Here is a 20,970-nt window from a genome sequence, read left to right on the forward strand (position 1 = left end):
ACCATAGAAAAGGAGAAATTGAAAAGACTGGAAAGTGAAATCTTAGAGGCGCGTGAAAGTGAGGATAAGCACTTTAAGACTTTCAAAGGTGTTAGGGGGCAACTTATCAAAGAGTGTCAAGAAATCAAGGACAAGGCTTATCAGCAAGCTTATGAAGAAGTTATGGCAGACAGCAAACACCTTGAAAATGTAAAGGCAGGCAGGTTAACCGAGGCCCAGCATGAAGAACTAGCCCAGCAGAAAGGCGAGGAAAAGAGCAGTAAGGCCTTACCAACTAATCCGCTGGGAGTTGCTATTATGTTAAAAAAGTACGTCCGATTTATTAGAATTAAGCCAGAGGCACAAGGGCAAAAAGCCCCTTTATATTTCTATAATCCTGATTTTGGTATCTGGTTAGAGGATAATGAATTTTTGCAAGATCTTATTTCTGTCATTTATCCAAACGCAACGGAAAAACAGGCATTTGACACGCTTTATAAAATAGCTAGACAGAGCCAAATGAGGGAAATCCAAGGCAATTATACTGTAATTGGGAAACAGCTATACAATGCTAAGACAGGCATTTTTGAAGAAACTACACCAGAGATTACAGCAACAAGAAAGATAAAAACAGGTTATAGCCCTGGAGCAGAAGAGCCTATAATTAACGGCTGGAAGCCGACAGCTTGGCTTTTAGAGTTGTTTGACGGTGACAAGGAGCTTTATAACCTTGCTATCCAGATTATAAAAGCAAGCGTCACAGGGCAGTCATTGCAAAAAATATTTTGGCTTTTCGGTGAAGGTGGAACAGGAAAAGGAACTTTTCAGCAGTTACTTATAAACCTAGTTGGTATGGAAAATGTGGCCAGTTTGAAAATCACTGGCTTAACAAAAAGCCAATTTTCAACTTCTATATTATTGGGAAAGTCGCTTGTAATCGGTGATGATGTACAAAAGGACGCAGTAATTAGAGACACTTCAGATATGTTTAGCTTAGCAACAGGCGACATAATGACCATAGAGGACAAAGGGAAACGCCCTTATAGCATACGCCTTAATATGACGGTGGTACAGTCATCTAATGGTTTACCAAGAATGAACGGAGATAAGTCAGCTATTGATAGGCGATTTAGAATTTTACCTTTTACCAAAATATTCAAAGGTAATCCTAACAAGGCTATCAAAGACGATTACATTAACCGCAAAGAAGTGCTGGAGTACCTGGTTAAGTTGGCCATTGAAACACCAATCGCTGACATTAACCCTACGAAGTCGATTGAAATTTTAGAAGAACACCACAAGGATATGAACCCCGTTATTGATTTTGTTTCTAAGTTTTTTACTGATGAATTGACAAGTGAGTTTATCCCTAATAGTTTTGTCTACCACGTTTGGAAAGGTTTCCTAGAATACTATGGTATTAAAGAAAACAGGTCAGAAATGGGCTTACATCGAGAAATCAAAAGCAACTTGCCAGAAGGTTTCGCAGTTGGCCAGAAGGTTATCCCTGCAGGGCAACAGATACATAAAGGTTTTTATCCTAAAGAAGACCTACCGCCGTTTGCAAGCGTAGCCTATGCTAATGGTAGGACGACACCCGAAAAGCAGAAAAAGCCAAAGAATGAACGCGGTTATTACAACCATTGGCCAGAGTACAAAAAGAGAAGAAAAAGAAAATAAGAATTTTATACACTTTATACAGTAGGGCAAAAATCTTATACACTTAAAAACGTTGTCATATCAAGGGTTTTATACACTTTATACGAAAAACACGGAAATAAAAAAATTTCCTTATATTATGTTTCAAAAATGGGGTCCCTATTATCCCCTATATATATTTTTATTTTAATGTATAAAGCGTATAAAGTGTATAAAACAATAGCAAAACCCTTGGTACTACTGACTTTATTTTTTATACACTTTCAAAAACAAGTGTATAAAATTTGTAAGAAGCGTATAAAAAAAGGAGCTAAAAATGAAAATTAAACTATTTCATCAGAGATACAAGCAACCCCTTTGGGATTTGGAAAGCCAGGTAAATGGTTTTATGGCAGGCGTTGAAGTTATTGACGTGAAATATACAGAGGCAACAGTGGGGGATAGTGAGGATATGGATGCACTAACCAGTGTGATGGTATTATACAGATAACAAAATGGGGTAGATAGTACCGACCCCCTTGCAATGGTGTAACTACTAGTGACACCCTTAAAACAGAAAGAGGAAAAACAACATGACATTAAAAACATTTTCAGATAAAGCCAAAACATTTACTTTCACTTACTATTTTTGTGATCAGGCGACCGCTCAAGTAGCAGGTCACGCGCTACTGGGATATATGACTGGGACATATTGCCAACCTGTAATTTCATTGACCTACAAGGATAAAGGCACGCTAGTAGCTGAGTATGTGGAAGATCACAAGCTAAACAAGACCTTTAAGCGTATTTGTGACAGTTTTAAAGACTACCACAAACAACCAGGAGAGGCTGAAGCATTTGAAGAACGTTATAAACGGGAGCGCGTGCTTCAACTCAAAGAGTCAGAGGATTTTGAGAGTTTGCTGGAAAAGGTCACAGACTACGAGCTGGAACTATTAGACTATGCTGATCGCTTGCTTTCTGATAAGCCTATCCCTATGGACTCTATGACTGCTTTTGGTACGTTGGAAATGCTGGGCGATGAAAGTATTAGCCTACTCCAAAAGTTGGACGTAGAGGGCGAATATAAAGGCCTTGCTGGTTATACAGAGCATTTGAAGTAGAACACAGGGGAGAAATCCCCTTTTTGCTATCAAGTCAATAGTTTTGGGTTTTTCCATATAGGGGGAAATAATGAAGCAGTTAGCAATAGAAACAATCACTAAACCAATGAAGCTGAGAGGAATATCTAAGAGTATAGCCGAGTTGGACGGTCAACGTTTAGAGATTGATTTGGATAATTTAGTGATTGATTTTGGTGGAGAGTCATTTGAATTAGATAGAATAGCAGGTACTAAGGGAGGTTATCGATATTTCTTTCTTTGCCCTGATTGTGGTAGACGGTGCAGGTTGCTTTATAAACGGTATTTGTATTTTAGTTGCGGTACTTGTCTAGATATCCACAAGCACACCCTGAACCGCAGTAAAACGGATTGCCAATACTACTGGGAGCTTGCACTAAAAGAAGCTAGAAAGGTAGAACCAGGGTGGAGTCCTAGACGTGGCGGATATATGTTTGATAGTTTCCCTGAAAGACCAAAGTATATGAAGCGTGACAGGTATCATAAGCACTATATGAAGTTTTTGAAGTATACTAAAAAAGGGGATAGATTTTGGCTGAATGGTTTGAGATTGTAGGACAATATGAAGTAGTGTGCAATTTACAAAACGAACAAATACTACATATTAGACGGTTTGAATGTTAAAAAAGCCAGATATATCAAGGATTTAAGTGAGTAGAACGTTCTAAAAAAGGGTGCGGTAAGCGTTCCAAAAAAAGGGTGAGATAAGGGTGAGGTTGCATATATAAAAAGTATAAGATTAGTATAAGGTTGTGTATTTAAAAATATTAAAAATAGGCTAAGATTAGGCTAAGGTCACATACTTCAAAATACTAAGGTTTTACAAAGGTACAGGGCTTTTTTTCTAGTGATAGAACCCTAAGATTACCCTAAGGTATAGCTACTTTTTTAGAACCACAGGACGGTAAGGTTTTGGTAAGGTACAGGAGTTTTTCAATGGTGAGGTTTTGGTGAGGTAAGAGCAAAAAATGTAAAGGTTTTGTCAAGGTTGCGTATTTAAAAGCCCCAAGGTTACCACAAGGTAGAGAGGTTTATGAGGGTTAGAAAAGGTGAGGTTTTTCTTAGGTAGTGGCAGTAAATATGACTGACAAATGGCAGGGTTATGTGTGTTGAACTCCGAGCGAACGCCGAGAAAGTGGCTATCTCCCCCCTATCATTTATCAAGCAGATAAGCAAAGTTTTTAGCCCTCTTATTTCGGATTTACTCCTTGCAGAACGACAAGCAGATAAGGACGACAATAAGCCTTCTTAATTGCTTACAAAACGATAGGGAGTTAAGACGAATTTAAAAGCTCCTTATTTTCGTTTTTCTCCTTGTCAAACGGTAAGGAAATAAGACAGGAAATAACATCGCTTATTTTGATTTTGCTCCCTGAAAAACTGTAAGGAGATAAGGAGACTTATTAGCTTCCTTAATTTGGATTTTCTCCTTACAAAATGATAGGGAAATAAGAACTAAAATAACTCCCCTTATTTTCCTACCAAATGACAGGGAGATAAGAGCGGTTTAAAAGTCTGTTATTTTGGATTTATTGCTTACCAAATGATAAGCAGATAAGCAAAGAAATAACTTGCCTTAATTGCTTGCAGAATGACAAGGAGATAAGAGAGATAAAAACGTCCCTTAATTGCCTATCAAACCATAAGGAGATACGGGGGCTATCTCCCTCCCCACGCGCTTCTATGAGCTTCACACCGTCATTGTACATTTTTTCTCACGGGAAATCATTTGAAGCTAGAGCGAACATAGAGAAAACGAAAAAAAGCCAAGGCGCTCCGCCTCAGCTATAATCTCAATAATATTATATCATGAAGGAGCGAACTGATGGAGCTGGATAAGTTTAAAACGATGATGAACGTAAGAGAGCGGATGACTTACTTTCTATGTTTCCAGAGGATGGCAGGAAGTGAAAACCAAGTTACGATAGATGAAGAGGTTTGGAAACTTGTCTTACCTGATCAGTGGAATTTGAGCGGTGAGCATGAAAAAGCAATCCGTGAGGGGTTGGAGATATTCGCCCACGACATCAACAGCATAGAGAACGAGAGAGCTAGAAAATACTTCATTATCCATTATTGCTACATGAGAAAGAAAACAATGAGGGAATTCGTAGAAATGGCAGGTACTAGCTCCACTAGCTACCACCGATACAAACAGATAGCGGTCTTAAACTTTGCGAGAATCCACCAGAACGGAGAGCTGGAAGCATATAAGTAGGCGTTTGGGGTGTTTTGTTGAGAAATGTTGAGATTTAAGTGAGGGGGGATGACATGATTGAAGATTTTTTTATTGATTTGGAGAATATCCAATTAGAGGATATGGAGATAGATTTAAACATGGATTTTGAAATAGATGTTGACCTTGATGATTTAGATTTAACCTTACTACAAGAATTAGAAGCGTAAATGTTGGCAAATGTAGGCGTAGGCTTCATATTCGCCCCATATTTCGCTTGGTTTCGTACTGGACAACTAAAACACCACGGATAAACTACAAGCCCTTAGAAACAAATCTAGGGGCTTTTGTGAGGTCATAATCTTATAAACCACGCGCTTCATGGTATAATATACCTATCAGCAACTAGCAATAAAAAAAGCACGTTTGACCGTGCTAGTTTCTTGCCTGCTGAACTCGTCAAATCTTAGCCCTTTTGTGGGGCTTTTTTGCTCCCCTTTTTGCGTACTTTGGGGGAGCAAGTAGTAAAAAGTAATGTTAGTATTTTTTGTTAAAAAGCGCGTGATATAAGGGTCAGGAAGCCCTAAGGAAACCTAAAATAATAATTCTTTTATTATGTAGAAAAATGACTATCATTTGTGTATGTATTTTCTGCCTCAAAAGCTATATACTGAAAATGAAACTTGTTTGAAAGAGGATACTGCACGATGATTTATTCAAAAGAAATTGTTCGAGAATGGCTAGATGAAGTGGCAGAGCGGGCTAAGGACCATCCAGAGTGGGTGGATGTTTTCGAGCGTTGCTATACAGACACCTTGGACAATACGGTTGCAATCCTAGAAGATGGTTCAACCTTTGTACTCACTGGTGATATTCCTGCTATGTGGCTTCGGGATTCAACAGCTCAACTCAGACCCTACCTTCATGTGGCTAAAAGAGATGCCCTCCTGCGTCAGACCATTGCAGGTTTGGTCAAGCGTCAGATGACCTTGGTACTCAAGGATCCTTATGCCAATTCCTTTAATATTGAGGAAAACTGGAAGGGGCACCACGAGACCGACCATACAGACCTTAATGGCTGGATTTGGGAACGCAAGTACGAGGTGGACTCGCTTTGCTATCCTTTGCAGTTGGCTTATCTCCTCTGGAAAGAGACTGGCGAGACTAGCCAGTTTGATGAGACTTTTGTCGCAGCGACTAAGGAAATTCTCCATCTGTGGACAGTGGAACAAGACCACAAGAACTCTCCTTATCGTTTTGTCCGAGATACGGACCGTAAGGAAGACACCTTGGTAAATGATGGATTTGGCCCTGACTTTGCAGTGACAGGTATGACTTGGTCAGCCTTTCGTCCGAGTGATGACTGTTGTCAGTATAGTTACTTGATTCCGTCAAATATGTTTGCAGTTGTTGTTTTGGGGTATGTTCAAGAAATCTTTGCAGAACTAGACTTAGCTGATAGCGAGAGTGTTATTGCTGATGCTAAGCGTCTCAAAGCGGAAATCCAAGAAGGTATCGAAAACTACGCCTACACAAGCAACAGCAAGGGCGAAAAGATTTATGCCTTTGAAGTGGATGGCCTAGGAAATGCCAGCATCATGGATGATCCAAACGTACCAAGTTTGTTGGCTGCGCCTTATCTGGGCTACTGCGATATCAACGACGAAGTCTATCAAGCAACTCGTCGTACCATTCTGAGCCCTGAAAATCCATACTTCTACCAAGGAGAATACGCTAGCGGTCTCGGAAGTTCTCATACCTTCTATCGCTATATCTGGCCAATCGCCCTTTCTATCCAAGGTTTGACAACAAGAGATAAGGCAGAGAAGAAATTCTTGTTGGATCAGCTGGTTGCTTGCGATGGTGGTACAGGTGTCATGCACGAAAGCTTCCACGTGGACGACCCAACTCTCTACTCTCGTGAATGGTTCTCTTGGGCTAACATGATGTTCTGTGAATTGGTCTTGGATTACTTGGATATCCGCTAAGGAACACGCTTTAGCGCAACTGATTCTTGGAAAGAATCACAAATTTACATTTAAAACGTTAACAATAAAAATTTAAATTTAGAATGAGGTTTTACTTCATGGAAAATGTTGTCGTACATATTATCTCACATAGTCACTGGGACCGTGAGTGGTACTTGCCTTTTGAAAGCCACCGTATGCAGTTGGTGGAATTGTTTGACAATCTCTTTGATCTTTTTGAAAATGACCCTGAGTTCAAGAGTTTCCATTTAGACGGGCAAACTATTGTCCTTGATGACTACTTGGAGATTCGTCCTGAAAATCGCGACAAAGTTCAACAGTACATCGACGAAGGAAAATTGAAAATTGGTCCCTTTTATATCTTGCAGGATGATTACTTGATTTCAAGTGAAGCCAATGTCCGCAATACCTTGATTGGTCAGCAGGAAGCTGCAAAGTGGGGCAAATCCACTCAGATTGGTTACTTCCCAGATACCTTTGGAAATATGGGACAAGCGCCTCAAATCCTTCAAAAATCAGGCATTCACGTGGCCGCTTTTGGTCGTGGTGTGAAGCCGATTGGGTTTGACAACCAAGTTCTTGAAGATGAGCAGTTTACATCTCAGTTTTCAGAAATGTACTGGCAGGGTGCGGATGGTAGTCGTGTCCTGGGGATTCTCTTTGCCAACTGGTACAGTAACGGGAATGAAATTCCAGTGGATAAAGACGAGGCTTTGACCTTCTGGAAACAAAAACTGGCAGACGTGCGTGACTACGCTTCTACCAACCAATGGTTGATGATGAACGGTTGTGACCACCAGCCTGTCCAGAAAAATCTGAGCGAAGCCATTCGTGTGGCAAATGAACTCTTCCCAGATGTAACCTTTGTTCATAGTTCTTTTGATGAATATGTTCAAGCCGTGGAAAGTGCCCTACCAGAGCAGTTATCAACGGTTACAGGTGAGTTGACCAGTCAGGAAACAGACGGCTGGTACACACTTGCCAACACTTCTTCATCTCGTATTTATCTCAAACAAGCCTTCCAAGAAAATAGCAACCTCCTAGAGCAAGTTGTAGAACCCTTGACGATTATCACTGGGGGCCACAATCACAAGGATCAGTTGACCTATGCTTGGAAAACACTTTTGCAAAATGCGCCGCATGATAGTATCTGTGGCTGTAGCGTGGACGAAGTTCACCGTGAGATGGAGACACGTTTTGCCAAGGTCAATCAAGTCGGAAACTTTGTTAAGAGCAATCTTCTTAACGAATGGAAGGGTAAAATCGCTACGTCTAAGGCTCAAAGTGATTATCTCTTTACTGTCATTAACACAGGTTTGCATGATAAGGTCGATACTGTCAGCACAGTGATTGATGTTGCGACTTGTGATTTTAAGGAATTGCACCCAACAGAAGGTTACAAGAAGATGGCTGCTCTTATCTTGCCAAGCTACCGTGTGGAGGACTTGGATGGGCGTCTTGTAGAGGCTAAAATCGAAGATCTCGGAGCTAATTTTGAGTACGATTTACCAAAAGATAAGTTCCGCCAAGCTCGTATTGCTCGTCAAGTGCGCGTGACCATTCCAGTTCACCTAGCGCCACTTTCTTGGACAACCTTCCAATTGCTGGAAGGAGAGCAAGAACACCGCGACGGTATTTACCAAAACGGAGTGATTGATACGCCATTTGTAACGGTGAGTGTGGATGACAATATCACAGTCTATGACAAGACAACTCACGAAGCCTATGAAGATTTTATCCGCTTCGAAGACCGTGGTGACATCGGAAACGAGTATATCTATTTCCAACCAAAAGGAACAGAGCCAATCTATGCAGAGCTTAAGGGCTACGAGGTCTTGGAAAACACAGCTCGCTATGCTAAGATTTTGCTCAAACATGAATTGACCGTCCCTGTCAGTGCAGATGAAAAGCTAGAAGAAGAGCAAAAAGGCATCATCGAGTTTATGAAGCGTGAAGCTGGACGTTCAGAAGAATTGACAAGCATTCCTCTTGAAACTGAGATGACTATCTTCGTTGATAATCCACAAATCCGTTGCAAGACTCGCTTTACTAACACTGCCAAAGACCACCGTATCCGTCTCTTGGTCAAGACTCATAACACGCGTCCAAGCAATGATTCTGAAAGCATCTATGAGGTGGTGACACGACCAAACAAACCAGCTGCTTCATGGGAAAATCCTGAAAATCCTCAACACCAACAAGCTTTTGTCAGTCTGTATGACGATGAAAAAGGAGTGACTGTATCCAACAAGGGATTGAATGAATACGAAATCCTTGGAGACGACACCATTGCAGTGACTATTTTGCGTGCATCAGGTGAGCTAGGTGACTGGGGCTACTTCCCAACACCAGAAGCACAATGCTTGCGTGAATTTGAAGTCGAGTTTGCGCTTGAGTGCCACCAAGCCCAAGAACGCTTCTCAGCCTATCGTCGTGCTAAAGCCTTGCAGACACCGTTTACCAGCCTTCAGCTTGCTAGACAAGAAGGAAGCGTGGCTGCGACTGGTAGCCTCTTGAGCCATTCTGTTCTCAGCATACCGCAAATCTGTCCAACAGCCTTTAAGGTAGCTGAAAATGAAGAAGGCTATGTTCTTCGCTACTACAATATGTGTAGTGAAAATGTGCGTGTACCGGAAAGTCAACATCTCTTCCTTGACCTACTTGAACGACCATACCCAGTTCATAGAGGACTCATTTCACCACAAGAGATTCGTACAGAATTCATCAAAAAAGAAGAAATTTAATTTCAAAAAGTAAACATAAAGAGAAAGGAGGGGCGAAAAGGTAAGAACTAACTGCTGATTCGCCCCTTTTTATGGTAAAAACAATGACCATTGCAACGATTGATATCGGAGGGACTGGGATTAAGTTTGCCAGTCTGACTCCTGATGGGAAAATACTGGATAAGACAAGCATTCCAACGCCTGAAAGTTTGGAAGATTTAGTAACTTGGCTAGACCAGTGCTTGTCAGAGCAGGATTACAGTGGGATTGCTATGAGCGTTCCAGGCGCGGTCAATCAAGAGACAGGTGTGATTGATGGCTTCAGTGCAGTACCCTACATTCACGGATTTTCTTGGTATGAGGCGCTTAGCTCTTATCAGATTCCTATCCATCTGGAAAATGATGCTAACTGCGTTGGACTCAGTGAATTACTGGCTCATCCAGAACTTGAAAATGCAGCCTGTGTCGTGATTGGGACAGGGATTGGCGGAGCCATGATTATCAATGGTAGACTTCATCGAGGTCGCCACGGTCTGGGTGGAGAATTTGGCTACATGACAACTCTTGCCCCTGCTGAAAAGCTCAACAACTGGTCGCAACTAGCGTCAACTGGGAATATGGTACGCTACGTGATTGAAAAATCTGGTCAAACTGACTGGGACGGTCGCAAGATTTACCAAGAGGCCGAAGCAGGAAATACCCTTTGTCAAGAAGCTATTGAGCGCATGAACCGCAATCTGGCGCAAGGCTTGCTCAATATTCAGTATCTCATCGACCCAGATGTCATTAGCCTAGGTGGCTCCATCAGCCAAAACCCTGACTTTATCCAAGGGGTCAAAAAAGCTGTAGATGACTTTGTTGATACCTACGAAGAATACACGGTCACACCCGTCATCCAAGCCTGCACCTATCATGCAGATGCCAATCTCTACGGTGCCCTTGTCAACTGGTTACAGGAGGAAAATCAATGGTAAGATTTACAGGAATTAGCAGTAAACAACATCAAGCTATAGAGTTGCTTCAAAAGCACATTTCTCTACCAGATGTCGAAGTAGCTGTCGCCCAATCTGACCAAGCCTCTATCTCTATCAAGGGTGAGGGTGGACACTATCAACTAACCTATCGCAAACCTCACCAACTCTATCGCGCCTTGTCCTTGTTGGTAACAGCTCTAGCAGAAGGTGATAAAGTAGAGATTAAGGAGAAGGCGGCTTATGAAGATTTAGCCTACATGGCTGACTGTTCTCGAAATGCGGTGCTGAATGTGGCTTCTGCCAAGCAGATGATTGAGGTCTTAGCTCTCATGGGCTACTCAACTTTTGAGCTCTACATGGAAGACACTTACCAGATTGAAGGGCAGCCTTACTTTGGCTATTTCCGTGGAGCCTACTCAGCTGAGGAATTGCAGGAAATTGAAGCCTATGCCCAGCAGTTTGACATGACCTTTGTGCCCTGCATCCAGACTTTGGCCCACTTGTCAGCCTTTGTCAAATGGGGTGTCAAAGAAGTCCAGGAGCTCCGTGATGTAGAGGATATCCTTCTTATCGGCGAAGAAAAGGTTTATGACCTGATTGATGGTATGTTTGCTACTCTGTCTAAACTACAAACTCGCAAGGTCAATATCGGGATGGACGAAGCCCACTTGGTTGGTTTGGGACGCTACTTGATTCTGAACGGTGTTGTGGATCGTAGTCTCCTCATGTGCCAACACTTGGAGCGCGTGCTGGATATTGCTGACAAATATGGTTTCCACTGTCAGATGTGGAGCGATATGTTCTTCAAACTCATGTCAGCGGATGGCCAGTATGACCGTGACGTGGAAATTCCAGAGGAAACTCGTGTCTACCTAGACCGTCTCAAAGACCGAGTGACTTTGGTTTACTGGGACTATTACCAGGATAGCGAGGAAAAATACAATCGCAACTTCCGCAACCATCACAAGATTAGTCATGACCTTGCATTTGCAGGAGGAGCTTGGAAGTGGATTGGTTTCACACCCAATAACCATTTCAGCCGACTCATCGCTCTTGAAGCGAACAAGGCCTGTCGTGCCAATCAGATCAAAGAAGTCATCGTAACTGGTTGGGGGGACAATGGTGGTGAGACCGCCCAGTTTTCTGTCCTACCAAGCTTGCAAATCTGGGCAGAACTCAGTTACCGTAATGACCTAGACCGTCTGTCTGCTCACTTCAAGACCAATACAGGTCTTTCGGTTGAGGATTTTATGCAGATTGACCTAGCCAACCTATTACCAGACCTACCAGACAATCTCAGTGGTATCAATCCCAACCGCTATGTCTTTTATCAGGATGTTCTCTGTCCGATCCTTGACCGACACATGACACCTGAACAGGATAAAGCACACTTCACTCAGGCTGCTGAGACGCTTGCTGACATTAAAGAAAAAGCTGGAAACTATGCTTACCTCTTTGAAACGCAGGCCCAGTTGAATACCATTTTAAGTCGCAAAGTCGATGTGGGACGACGCATTCGTCAGGCCTACCAAGCAGATGATAAAGAAAGTCTGCAAGAAATCGCAAGACAAGAATTACCAAAACTCAGAAGCCAGATTGAAGACTTCCATGCCCTATTTAGCCACCAATGGCTGAAAGAAAACAAGGTCTTTGGCTTGGATACGGTCGATATCCGCATGGGCGGACTCTTGCAACGCATCAAGCGCGCAGAAAGTCGTATCGAGGCTTATCTGGCAGGTCAGCTGGACCGCATCGATGAGTTAGAAGTGGAAATTCTGCCATTTACTGACTTCTACGCAGACAAGGACTTCGCAGCTACAACAGCCAACCAGTGGCATACCATTGCGACAGCTTCAACCATCTACACGACATAAAAAACAAGAACACCTTGCTCTTACTCAGAGTGTTTCTCGTGAAACATCCCTTTCTTAAAAAAGTACTCCACATAAAATAATTTGTGGAGTTTTTTATATAATTAGTAGTTTAACCTAACCTTCAAATAGGAGTATACTAATAATGTAATCGTTATCAAAAGTCTAAAAAGGAATTTTTAGATGGATATCAAAATAAAAAAGGGAGGAAATTATGAATAAGTTTTCAAAAACCTTGAGAGACAACTGGATCTTTCTCTTGATGGTTTTGCCAGGGGCACTCTGGTTGATTCTATTCTTCTACATTCCAGTATTTGGGAACGTGGTTGCCTTTAAAGACTACCACATGACCAGTAATGGATTTATAGATAGTATCGTGAATAGTAAATGGGTCGGACTCGATAATTTCAGATTCTTGTTTAGTTCAAAAGACGCCTTTATCATCACACGAAATACTGTCCTCTACAATCTAGGCTTTATCTTTATCGGTTTGATTGTATCTGTAGGGATTGCCATTATCCTCAGTGAACTCCGTTCTAAGAGAATGGTTAAGATCTTCCAAACTTCTATGTTGTTCCCTTACTTCTTGTCTTGGGTTATCATCAGTTTCTTTACAGATGCCTTCCTAAACATTGATAAAGGGGTATTCAACCATTTACTAGAGTCTATCGGAATGAAGGAAATCAATTTCTACGCTGACTTAGGTATCTGGCCATATCTCCTACTTTTCCTAGGTATTTGGAAAGGCTTTGGATATAGCAGTGTCATGTACTATGCGACAATCATGGGAATTGATCCAACCTACTACGAAGCAGCAACAGTGGACGGAGCCAGCAAATGGCAACGAATTCGCAATGTAACCATTCCACAGTTGACACCATTGGTAACTGTATTGACCATCCTTGCAGTCGGAAATATCTTCCGTGCAGACTTCGGTCTTTTCTACCAAATCCCCCACAATGCTGGTCAGCTTTATAACGTAACCAACGTCTTGGACGTATATGTTTATAATGGCTTGACTCAGACAGCGGATATCGGGATGGCTTCAGCGGCAGGTCTCTATCAATCAGTAGTCGGCTTGATTCTAGTTATCCTATCAAACTTACTTGCAAGACGAGTTGATCCAAACTCAGCCTTGTTCTAGAAAGGAGGAGAATATGGCAGAAAAGAAAATTAAAAAAGAAAAAATTGATAATGTCGGCATTCACTCCTTCAGTAAGAAAGCAGATATCTTCTTTAGTACCATTTCTGGTTTGATTGCCCTCTCTTGTATCCTACCCTTCGTATTCGTTATTGTTATTTCGGTGACAGATGAAAAGAGTATCCTCCAAAATGGATATAGCTTCTTCCCATCCCAATTTGGATTAGACGGTTTTGAATTTTTGGCACAGTTTAAGGATAAAATCCTCCAAGCCCTCTTCATCTCAGTCTTTGTAACAGTGGTGGGGACTATCACAAACGTTTTTATCACAACAACCTATGCCTACGCCATCTCACGTACAACCTTTAAGTATCGCAGATTCTTTACGATCTTTGCCCTTCTTAGTATGTTGTTCAACGCTGGTTTGGTACCAGGCTATATCGTGGTAACTCGTTTACTTCAACTTGGTGATACAGTTTGGGCCTTGATTGTTCCAATGCTTCTCTCACCATTTAACATCATCTTGATGCGTTCCTTCTTCAAGAAGACCATTCCAGAAGCTATTCTAGAATCCGCTCGTATCGATGGTGCTAGTGAGGCCCGGATCTTTTTCCAAATCTGTTTGCCATTGTCACTACCAGGTATCGCAACCATCACGCTTTTGACAGCTCTTGGTTTCTGGAACGACTGGTTCAACGCCCTCCTCTATATCAAGAGTGACAACTTGTATCCATTGCAATATTTGCTGATGCAAATCCAACAAAATATGGACTACATCGCAAAAGCAGTCGGCCTATCTGGTCAACTGGGAGTTGCTCTACCGAAAGAAACAGGACGTATGGCCATGGTTGTGGTGGCAACCCTTCCAATCGCGATTTTGTATCCATTCTTCCAACGCTACTTTGTAAAAGGTTTGACTATCGGTGGCGTGAAAGAATAGTGCTTATTGAGAAAGAACATTTCTCATTTCCAAACTTCCCTTGCGTGAAGTTAAGATCATTACATTGTTTATAAGTTTAAAAATAAAAAAAGGAGTTTTTGTCATGAAAAACTGGAAAAAATATGCTTTTGCATCTGCTAGTGTAGTCGCTTTGGCTGCTGGTCTCGCTGCTTGTGGGAACCTTTCAGGTAACAGTAAAAAAGCTGCTGACTCAGCTTCAGGTGAAAAAACTGTTATCAAAATGTACCAAATCGGTGACAAACCAGATAACTTGGATGAATTGCTAGAAAATGCTAACAAAATCATCGGAGAAAAAGTTGGTGCCAAATTGGATATCCAATATCTTGGATGGGGTGACTATGATAAGAAAATGTCAGTTATCACATCATCTGGTGAAAACTATGATATCGCCTTTGCATCTAACTATGTTGTAAATGCTCAAAAAGGTGCTTATGCTGACTTGACTGACTTGTATAAGAAAGAAGGGGCTGAACTTTACAAAGCACTTGACCCAGCTTACATCAAAGGTAACAGCATTAACGGTAAAATTTACGCAGTTCCAGTTGCAGCCAACGTTGCATCATCTCAAAACTTCGCCTTCAACGGAACTCTTCTTGCTAAATACGGTATCGATATTTCAGGTGTCACTTCATATGAAACACTTGAACCAGTCTTGAAACAAATCAAAGAAAAAGCTCCAGATGTAGTGCCATTTGCGGTTACTAAGAACTTCATCCCATCTGATAACTTTGACTACCCAGTTCCAAATGGACTTCCATTCGTTATCGACCTTGAAGGAGACACTACTAAGATCGTAAACCGTTACGAAGTACCTCGTTTCAAAGAACACTTGAAGACTCTTCATAAATTCTATGAAGCTGGATACATTCCAAAAGACGTAGCAACAAGCGATACTTCATTTGATCTTCAACAAGATACTTGGTTTGTTCGTGAAGAAACAGTAGGACCAGCTGACTACGGCAATAGCTTGCTTTCACGTGTTGCTAACAAAGATATCCAAATCAAACCAATCACTAACTTCATCAAGAAAAACCAAACAACACAAGTTGCTAACTTTGTAATCTCAAACAACTCTAAGAACAAAGAAAAATCAATGGAAGTGTTGAACCTCTTGAACACTAACCCAGAACTCTTGAATGGTCTTGTTTATGGTCCAGAAGGCAAGAACTGGGAAAAAATTGAAGGTAAAGAAAACCGTGTTCGTGTCCTTGATGGATACAAAGGAAACACTCACATGGGTGGATGGAACACTGGTAACAACTGGATCCTTTACATCAACGAAAACGTTACAGATCAACAAATTGCAGATTCTAAGAAACAATTGGCAGAAGCTAAAGAATCTCCAGCGCTTGGATTCATCTTTAACACTGACAATGTGAAATCTGAAATCTCAGCTATCTCTAACACAATGCAACAATTCGATACAGCTATCAACACTGGTACTGTAGACCCAGACAAAGCTATTCCAGAATTGATGGAAAAATTGAAATCTGAAGGTGCCTACGATAAAGTATTGAACGAAATGCAAAAACAATACGATGAATTCTTGAAAAACAAAAAATCATAAGATCAATTGATTTCGTGTATTCATTCCTAATTCCTAAAAACTGAATCACTGTTTTCCTCAGGTTTATCTGGGGGAGGCAGTGATTTTTTGAAACGAAAGCATAGATATCCGTGTTTTCTTATCACTATTTAACCATTCAGGAAATCTTAAGTACCATTTAGGATTTGGAGTAAGGATTTAGGAAATTATGGCTTATATTAGAGATGTTCCAAGTTTACAAAGGAGGGTTCACATGAAAAAGTATCAGCTTGTCTTCAAAATAAGTGCAGTTTTCTCTTACTTATTTTTCGTATTTGGTCTTTCTCAGCTGACGCTTATTGTTCAAAATTATTGGCAATTTTCTTCCCAGATTGGCAATTTCGTCTGGATTCAAAATCTCTTGAGTTTGCTATTTAGCGGAGTCATGATTTGGATTCTGGTTAAGACAGGGCACGGCTATCTTTTTCGCATTCCGAGAAAAAAATGGCTTTGGTATTCGATTTTGACAGTACTAGTGGTAGTGCTCCAGATCTCTTTTAACGTTCAGACAGCTAAACATGTTCAGTCAACTGCTGAAGGTTGGGCTGTATTGATCGGTTATAGTGGGACCAACTTTGCTGAGCTAGGTATCTATATAACTTTGTTCTTTCTGACTCCACTTATGGAAGAGCTAATCTATAGAGGATTAATGCAACACGCCTTTTTTAAGCATTCGAGATTTGGCCTTGATTTGCTTCTTCCGTCAATTTTATTTGCTCTTCCTCATTTTTCAAGCCTGCCTAGTTTGTTAGATATCTTCGTCTTTGCAACATCTGGCATCATCTTTGCTAGTTTGACCCGCTATACCAAGAGCATTTATCCTTCCTATGCGGTGCATGTGATTAATAATATTTTCGCGACATTACCATTTTTGCTGACTTTTTTACACAGGGTGTTTGGGTAAAATATTAGTTCGAGAGTAAGAATGATAGCTTTTCAATTTAAGGAGGAAAATGAGAATGACACCATTAAAATGGTTTGCTGGAGGAAGCGAACGGCGCTGTGAAGCCATGACGATCATAAATCATCTATTGGAAGATATAAAGGATACGCCTCAATTTGCTCCTTTGAAAAATCTGTTAGTGATTTATAAAAGAAGATTGAAGGACGATGGGACTTCTACTCCTTTTATATTGAGCCAAATGAATGTTGACATCTCACGTGTGTTGATTGACAATAAGCTGATGTTATCAGAAAGTCAAGCTGAGCAGATCAAAAAATTGAGAGAATTATCTGCTATTCGCTATGGCTACTGACGAAATGCAGGGATAAATCCCTTTCTACAATTTCCAGTCAAATAAATTGCATTCGTTTTCTCAAGCAGGTATACTAGTATAGTTAGATGAAAAATTCTGAAAATTTAAGAATAGAAAAGAGAACAAATCTTATGGCAAAAGATATTCGTGTCTTACTTTACTACCTTTACACTCCAATTGAAAATGCAGAGCAATTTGCTGCAGACCACTTGGCCTTCTGTAAATCAATCGGCCTTAAAGGCCGTATCCTAGTCGCTGACGAGGGAATTAATGGAACAGTTTCAGGTGACTACGAAACAACTCAAAAATACATGGACTACGTTCACAGCCTTCCAGGAATGGAAAACCTGTGGTTCAAGATTGACGAAGAAAATGAACAAGCCTTCAAGAAGATGTTTGTTCGCTACAAGAAAGAAATTGTCCACCTTGGTTTGGAAGACAATGACTTTGACAATGACATCAACCCACTTGAAACAACAGGTGCCTACTTGTCTCCAAAAGAGTTCAAAGAAGCCCTTCTTGACGAAGATACAGTTGTCCTTGACACACGTAACGATTACGAGTACGACCTAGGACATTTCCGTGGGGCTATCCGCCCGGACATTCGCAACTTCCGTGAGTTGCCACAATGGGTTCGTGATAACAAAGAAAAATTCATGGACAAGCGTGTTGTGGTTTACTGTACAGGTGGCGTTCGCTGTGAGAAATTCTCAGGCTGGATGGTCCGTGAAGGCTACAAAGATGTAGGCCAATTGCACGGAGGAATTGCAACTTACGGTAAAGACCCAGAAGTCCAAGGTGAACTTTGGGATGGGAAAATGTACGTCTTTGACGAGCGTATTGCCGTAGATGTTAACCATGTCAACCCAACTATCGTAGGGAAAGACTGGTTTGATGGAACACCATGTGAACGTTATGTCAACTGTGGAAATCCATTCTGTAACCGTCGTATCTTGACATCAGAAGAAAATGAAGACAAGTACCTTCGTGGATGCTCACACGAGTGCCGTGTTCACCCACGTAACCGCTATGTTTCAGAAAATGAATTGACACAAGCTGAAGTTGTCGAGCGCCTAGCCGCTATCGGTGAAAGCTTGGATCAAGCAGCTACTGTATAAGATTAAACAGTCCTCAGGGGCTGTTTTTTTATGCTTTTTACTCAAAAATCTAATACTCAATGAAAATCAAAGAGCAAACTAGGAAGCTAGCCGCAGGCTGTACTTGAGTACGGCAAGGCGAAGCTGACGCGGTTTGAATTTGATTTTCGAAGAGTATAAAGTTTGTTTTTGTATCTTTCAGAAAAATAAGGTATACTATATGTAAACGATTTCGAAGGAGTTTAGTTATGGTGAAAATATTTTATATTCCAAATAAACAGAGCATTTTAGGAGAACAGGAAATTTTGACTGCCAAGTCCGTCTTGGCCTTGGTAGATGGTTTGGAGTCACATAGCTATGATGCCGTCTATCTCCGTCAGCCTCTTAACCGTCTCGAGTATATCGAGTGTGCGATAGTGGGGCAATCACAATTTCTTTTTAAAGTCAGTTATGCTGATGATCAAAAGGCTTACCGTGTCGATCTTCCTGACCTACTAACGAAGACAGACTGGGAAATCATCAAGTCATTTTTAGATGCTCTGCTTGCTTATACAGGAACTGAGATTGAAGGACTAGATGGTTTTGACTTTGAAGCTTATTTCCAAGCACGTATTCAAGCCTATTTAGCAGACACTGCAGCCCGTTTTACGATTTGCCAAGGAATTTTTAATCCTGTTTTATTTAGTCATGAGGACTTGAAAAGCTTTTTAGAGGTAGATGGTTTGGCACAGTTTGAAGCACGTGTACGTGCGGTTCAAGAGACTGATGCTTACTTTGCAAGAGTTTCCTTCTATCAGGATGGAGAAGGCCAAGTGCATGGTGTATACCATCTAGCTCAAGGAGTCAAGACTGTTTTACCGAGAGAACCATTTGTTCCTGCAGCCTATATGGAGCAATTGGTGGATAAGGAAGTGCAGTGGGAGATTGACTTGGTTCAAATCACAGGAGATGGCTCTAAACCAGAAGACTATGAAGCCATTGCCCGCTTGGACTATGCAAAATTCCTTGAGGTACTACCGTCAGAACTTTACCACCAACTAGATGCCAATCAATTAGAAGTACAACCCATCTTAGAAAAAGATTTTAAAACATTAGCACAAGAAGAGTAAAGCAGAAGCAGGTCAATCGACTTGCTTTTTTGACATAGAAAAAATCCTGCCATGGAAGACAGGATTGCTACTCAATGAAAATCAAAGAGCAAACTAGGAAGCTAGCCGCAGGCTGCTCAAAACACTGTTTTGAGGTTGTAGATGAAACTGACGAAGTCAGTAACCATACATACGGTAAGGAGAAGCTGACGTGGTTTGAAGAGATTTTCGAAGAGTATGAAGTTTAAAGAAAGGCCAAGATACGAAGATAATCCCCAATCAGTGCTACTTCAGCTACAAAGAAGAGGAGGATAATCACTCCGTTCACAAGGACAGACAAGAATAATTGATAGAAGGAGTCGGTTTCACTGGCTTGACTTGGTCTTGTAATGATATGGAGACTGGCAAGCAGAATGATTCCAATGCTAATCACACACAAGAGGGCTGTAAATCGTAGGCTGTCAAAGAAGGCAAAGAAACTAGCAATAGCAGTGAGGATGATTGGAATGGCTAAGAGTTGACTATATTGTTGGAGAACATTTTCTAGCGTCCAGTCCTTTTCTTGGTAGATAAATCGTCTCACAACGAAACTGCCCAAGAGGAATGAAAAGAAGAAGAGCGTTGTTGCTACTAGGATAGAGATAATCGAAAAGAGATTTAATGAAGCAAATTGTTCAGGGAAGTGATTATGCATAGTTGCTATATGTCCATAGTAAGCATGTTTGATGTGGTAGATACTAAAGAAAAAGGAAGATGCAGAAAACAGAATGAGCAAAAGAAAGGCTGTGTAACTGTGTGTGCTACTTGTTTCAAGACTGCTTGTAGGAGATTTGATTGCTTCCACTAGCCAAGACCAAAAATCAAGCGCTTGCTCTTTCCATCTATCCGTAGATTTTGGAGCTTGGTCGGGGATATAGGGACTTTCTAAGGATTGACTGATAAGAAGGGGCTCTTTCGTGGTTGGTTTTTGCTGAGGAAGTGCTTCTTGACTCTCTTCAGCTATAGTGACTTTTTCTGTTTCTTTAGAAAGATCTTGCTCTTCTTCAGTAGAATCTAATGCTTTCTTTTCTTCTATTTCTGTTCTTGCTTCACTGTCTTCAGGCGTTTCAATTTTCTCTTCTTGCTGATTTTCAAGTTCGACTTTAGCTTGAGAGACTTCCTCCTCTACTTGAGTATTTTTTTCAATTGGTGTATCGAGATCGGCTATCGTTTCTTCAGTCTTGTCTGCAACCTCTTGAGCTTGCTCTTCAGGTTTGTTCTTGCTTGTTGTTTTTACAAAATCATTACTTTCAAACCATTCTTGTTTCATGGTAGAACCTCCTTTTTAGTTAGATAAATATGCTTCCATAGT

The 20,970-nt window shown here is 41.1% G+C and carries 19 protein-coding genes; 18 read left to right on the forward strand and 1 reads right to left on the reverse strand.

The window, feature by feature from the left end:
* Positions 1-18 precede the first annotated feature (18 nt).
* The 18 genes from ABKJ27_RS00505 to ABKJ27_RS00590 all read left to right on the forward strand — a co-directional run bounded on the left by ABKJ27_RS00505 (position 19) and on the right by ABKJ27_RS00590 (position 19,867).
* Positions 19-1,659, forward strand: a complete 1,641-nt coding sequence (locus ABKJ27_RS00505; protein WP_410011815.1) for a phage/plasmid primase, P4 family — start codon at positions 19-21, stop codon at positions 1,657-1,659.
* A 295-nt stretch (positions 1,660-1,954) separates the two neighbouring features.
* Positions 1,955-2,128: a sporulation protein Cse60 gene (locus ABKJ27_RS00510; RefSeq protein ID WP_410011816.1), complete on the forward strand. Its 174-nt coding sequence runs from the start codon at positions 1,955-1,957 to the stop codon at positions 2,126-2,128.
* A gap of 82 nt (positions 2,129-2,210) precedes the next feature.
* Entirely contained in the window at positions 2,211-2,741 is a 531-nt protein-coding gene (locus ABKJ27_RS00515; RefSeq protein WP_410011817.1) for a hypothetical protein, read from the forward strand.
* Positions 2,742-2,811: 70 nt separating this feature from the next.
* Positions 2,812-3,315 (forward strand): hypothetical protein, encoded by a 504-nt coding sequence (locus ABKJ27_RS00520; protein WP_410011818.1) that lies wholly within the window; start codon positions 2,812-2,814, stop codon positions 3,313-3,315.
* A gap of 1,269 nt (positions 3,316-4,584) precedes the next feature.
* Positions 4,585-4,977 carry a transcriptional regulator gene (locus tag ABKJ27_RS00525; protein ID WP_410011819.1) on the forward strand — a complete coding sequence of 131 codons (393 nt, stop codon included), beginning with the start codon at positions 4,585-4,587 and terminating at the stop codon, positions 4,975-4,977.
* Between the two features lie 53 nt (positions 4,978-5,030).
* A complete protein-coding gene (locus ABKJ27_RS00530; protein WP_410011820.1) occupies positions 5,031-5,165 on the forward strand; it encodes a hypothetical protein in 135 nt (44 codons plus the stop codon).
* Positions 5,166-5,642: 477 nt separating this feature from the next.
* Entirely contained in the window at positions 5,643-6,923 is a 1,281-nt protein-coding gene (locus tag ABKJ27_RS00535) for a glycoside hydrolase family 125 protein (RefSeq protein ID WP_020902646.1), read from the forward strand.
* Positions 6,924-7,021: 98 nt separating this feature from the next.
* On the forward strand, positions 7,022-9,667 hold the full coding sequence (locus ABKJ27_RS00540; RefSeq protein ID WP_410011821.1) for an alpha-mannosidase: 2,646 nt from the start codon (positions 7,022-7,024) through the stop codon (positions 9,665-9,667).
* A gap of 83 nt (positions 9,668-9,750) precedes the next feature.
* Positions 9,751-10,620 carry an ROK family protein gene (locus ABKJ27_RS00545; protein WP_410011822.1) on the forward strand — a complete coding sequence of 290 codons (870 nt, stop codon included), beginning with the start codon at positions 9,751-9,753 and terminating at the stop codon, positions 10,618-10,620.
* Positions 10,614-12,494: a beta-N-acetylhexosaminidase gene (locus ABKJ27_RS00550; protein ID WP_410011823.1), complete on the forward strand. Its 1,881-nt coding sequence runs from the start codon at positions 10,614-10,616 to the stop codon at positions 12,492-12,494. Before ABKJ27_RS00545 ends, ABKJ27_RS00550 begins: the two co-directional genes overlap by 7 nt.
* Before the next feature lie 211 nt (positions 12,495-12,705).
* A complete protein-coding gene (locus tag ABKJ27_RS00555; RefSeq protein ID WP_261050677.1) occupies positions 12,706-13,635 on the forward strand; it encodes an ABC transporter permease in 930 nt (309 codons plus the stop codon).
* Between the two features lie 13 nt (positions 13,636-13,648).
* Entirely contained in the window at positions 13,649-14,572 is a 924-nt protein-coding gene (locus tag ABKJ27_RS00560; protein WP_000818351.1) for a carbohydrate ABC transporter permease, read from the forward strand.
* A gap of 103 nt (positions 14,573-14,675) precedes the next feature.
* A complete protein-coding gene (locus ABKJ27_RS00565) occupies positions 14,676-16,160 on the forward strand; it encodes an ABC transporter substrate-binding protein (protein WP_261046509.1) in 1,485 nt (494 codons plus the stop codon).
* A gap of 232 nt (positions 16,161-16,392) precedes the next feature.
* The gene (locus ABKJ27_RS00570; RefSeq protein WP_410011824.1) at positions 16,393-17,082 is read left to right on the forward strand and encodes a CPBP family intramembrane glutamic endopeptidase; all 690 of its coding nucleotides are present in this window, start codon (positions 16,393-16,395) and stop codon (positions 17,080-17,082) included.
* 55 nt (positions 17,083-17,137) lie between these two features.
* The gene (locus ABKJ27_RS00575; protein ID WP_410011825.1) at positions 17,138-17,434 is read left to right on the forward strand and encodes a bacteriocin immunity protein; all 297 of its coding nucleotides are present in this window, start codon (positions 17,138-17,140) and stop codon (positions 17,432-17,434) included.
* 131 nt (positions 17,435-17,565) lie between these two features.
* The gene (locus ABKJ27_RS00580; protein WP_001030035.1) at positions 17,566-18,552 is read left to right on the forward strand and encodes a rhodanese-related sulfurtransferase; all 987 of its coding nucleotides are present in this window, start codon (positions 17,566-17,568) and stop codon (positions 18,550-18,552) included.
* A gap of 227 nt (positions 18,553-18,779) precedes the next feature.
* On the forward strand, positions 18,780-19,640 hold the full coding sequence (locus ABKJ27_RS00585; RefSeq protein ID WP_033682463.1) for a DUF4299 family protein: 861 nt from the start codon (positions 18,780-18,782) through the stop codon (positions 19,638-19,640).
* Positions 19,641-19,714: 74 nt separating this feature from the next.
* Entirely contained in the window at positions 19,715-19,867 is a 153-nt protein-coding gene (locus ABKJ27_RS00590) for a hypothetical protein (protein WP_084862703.1), read from the forward strand.
* Here the strand turns inward: ABKJ27_RS00590 and ABKJ27_RS00595 are convergent.
* Positions 19,864-20,928, reverse strand: coding sequence for a DUF6574 domain-containing protein (locus tag ABKJ27_RS00595; RefSeq protein WP_410011826.1), 1,065 nt, complete (start codon positions 20,926-20,928; stop codon positions 19,864-19,866). The genes ABKJ27_RS00590 and ABKJ27_RS00595 overlap by 4 nt on opposite strands.
* Positions 20,929-20,970 lie beyond the last annotated feature (42 nt).

The sequence above is a fragment of the Streptococcus sp. KHUD_011 genome (assembly GCF_046352925.1).
Lineage (GTDB): Bacteria > Bacillota > Bacilli > Lactobacillales > Streptococcaceae > Streptococcus.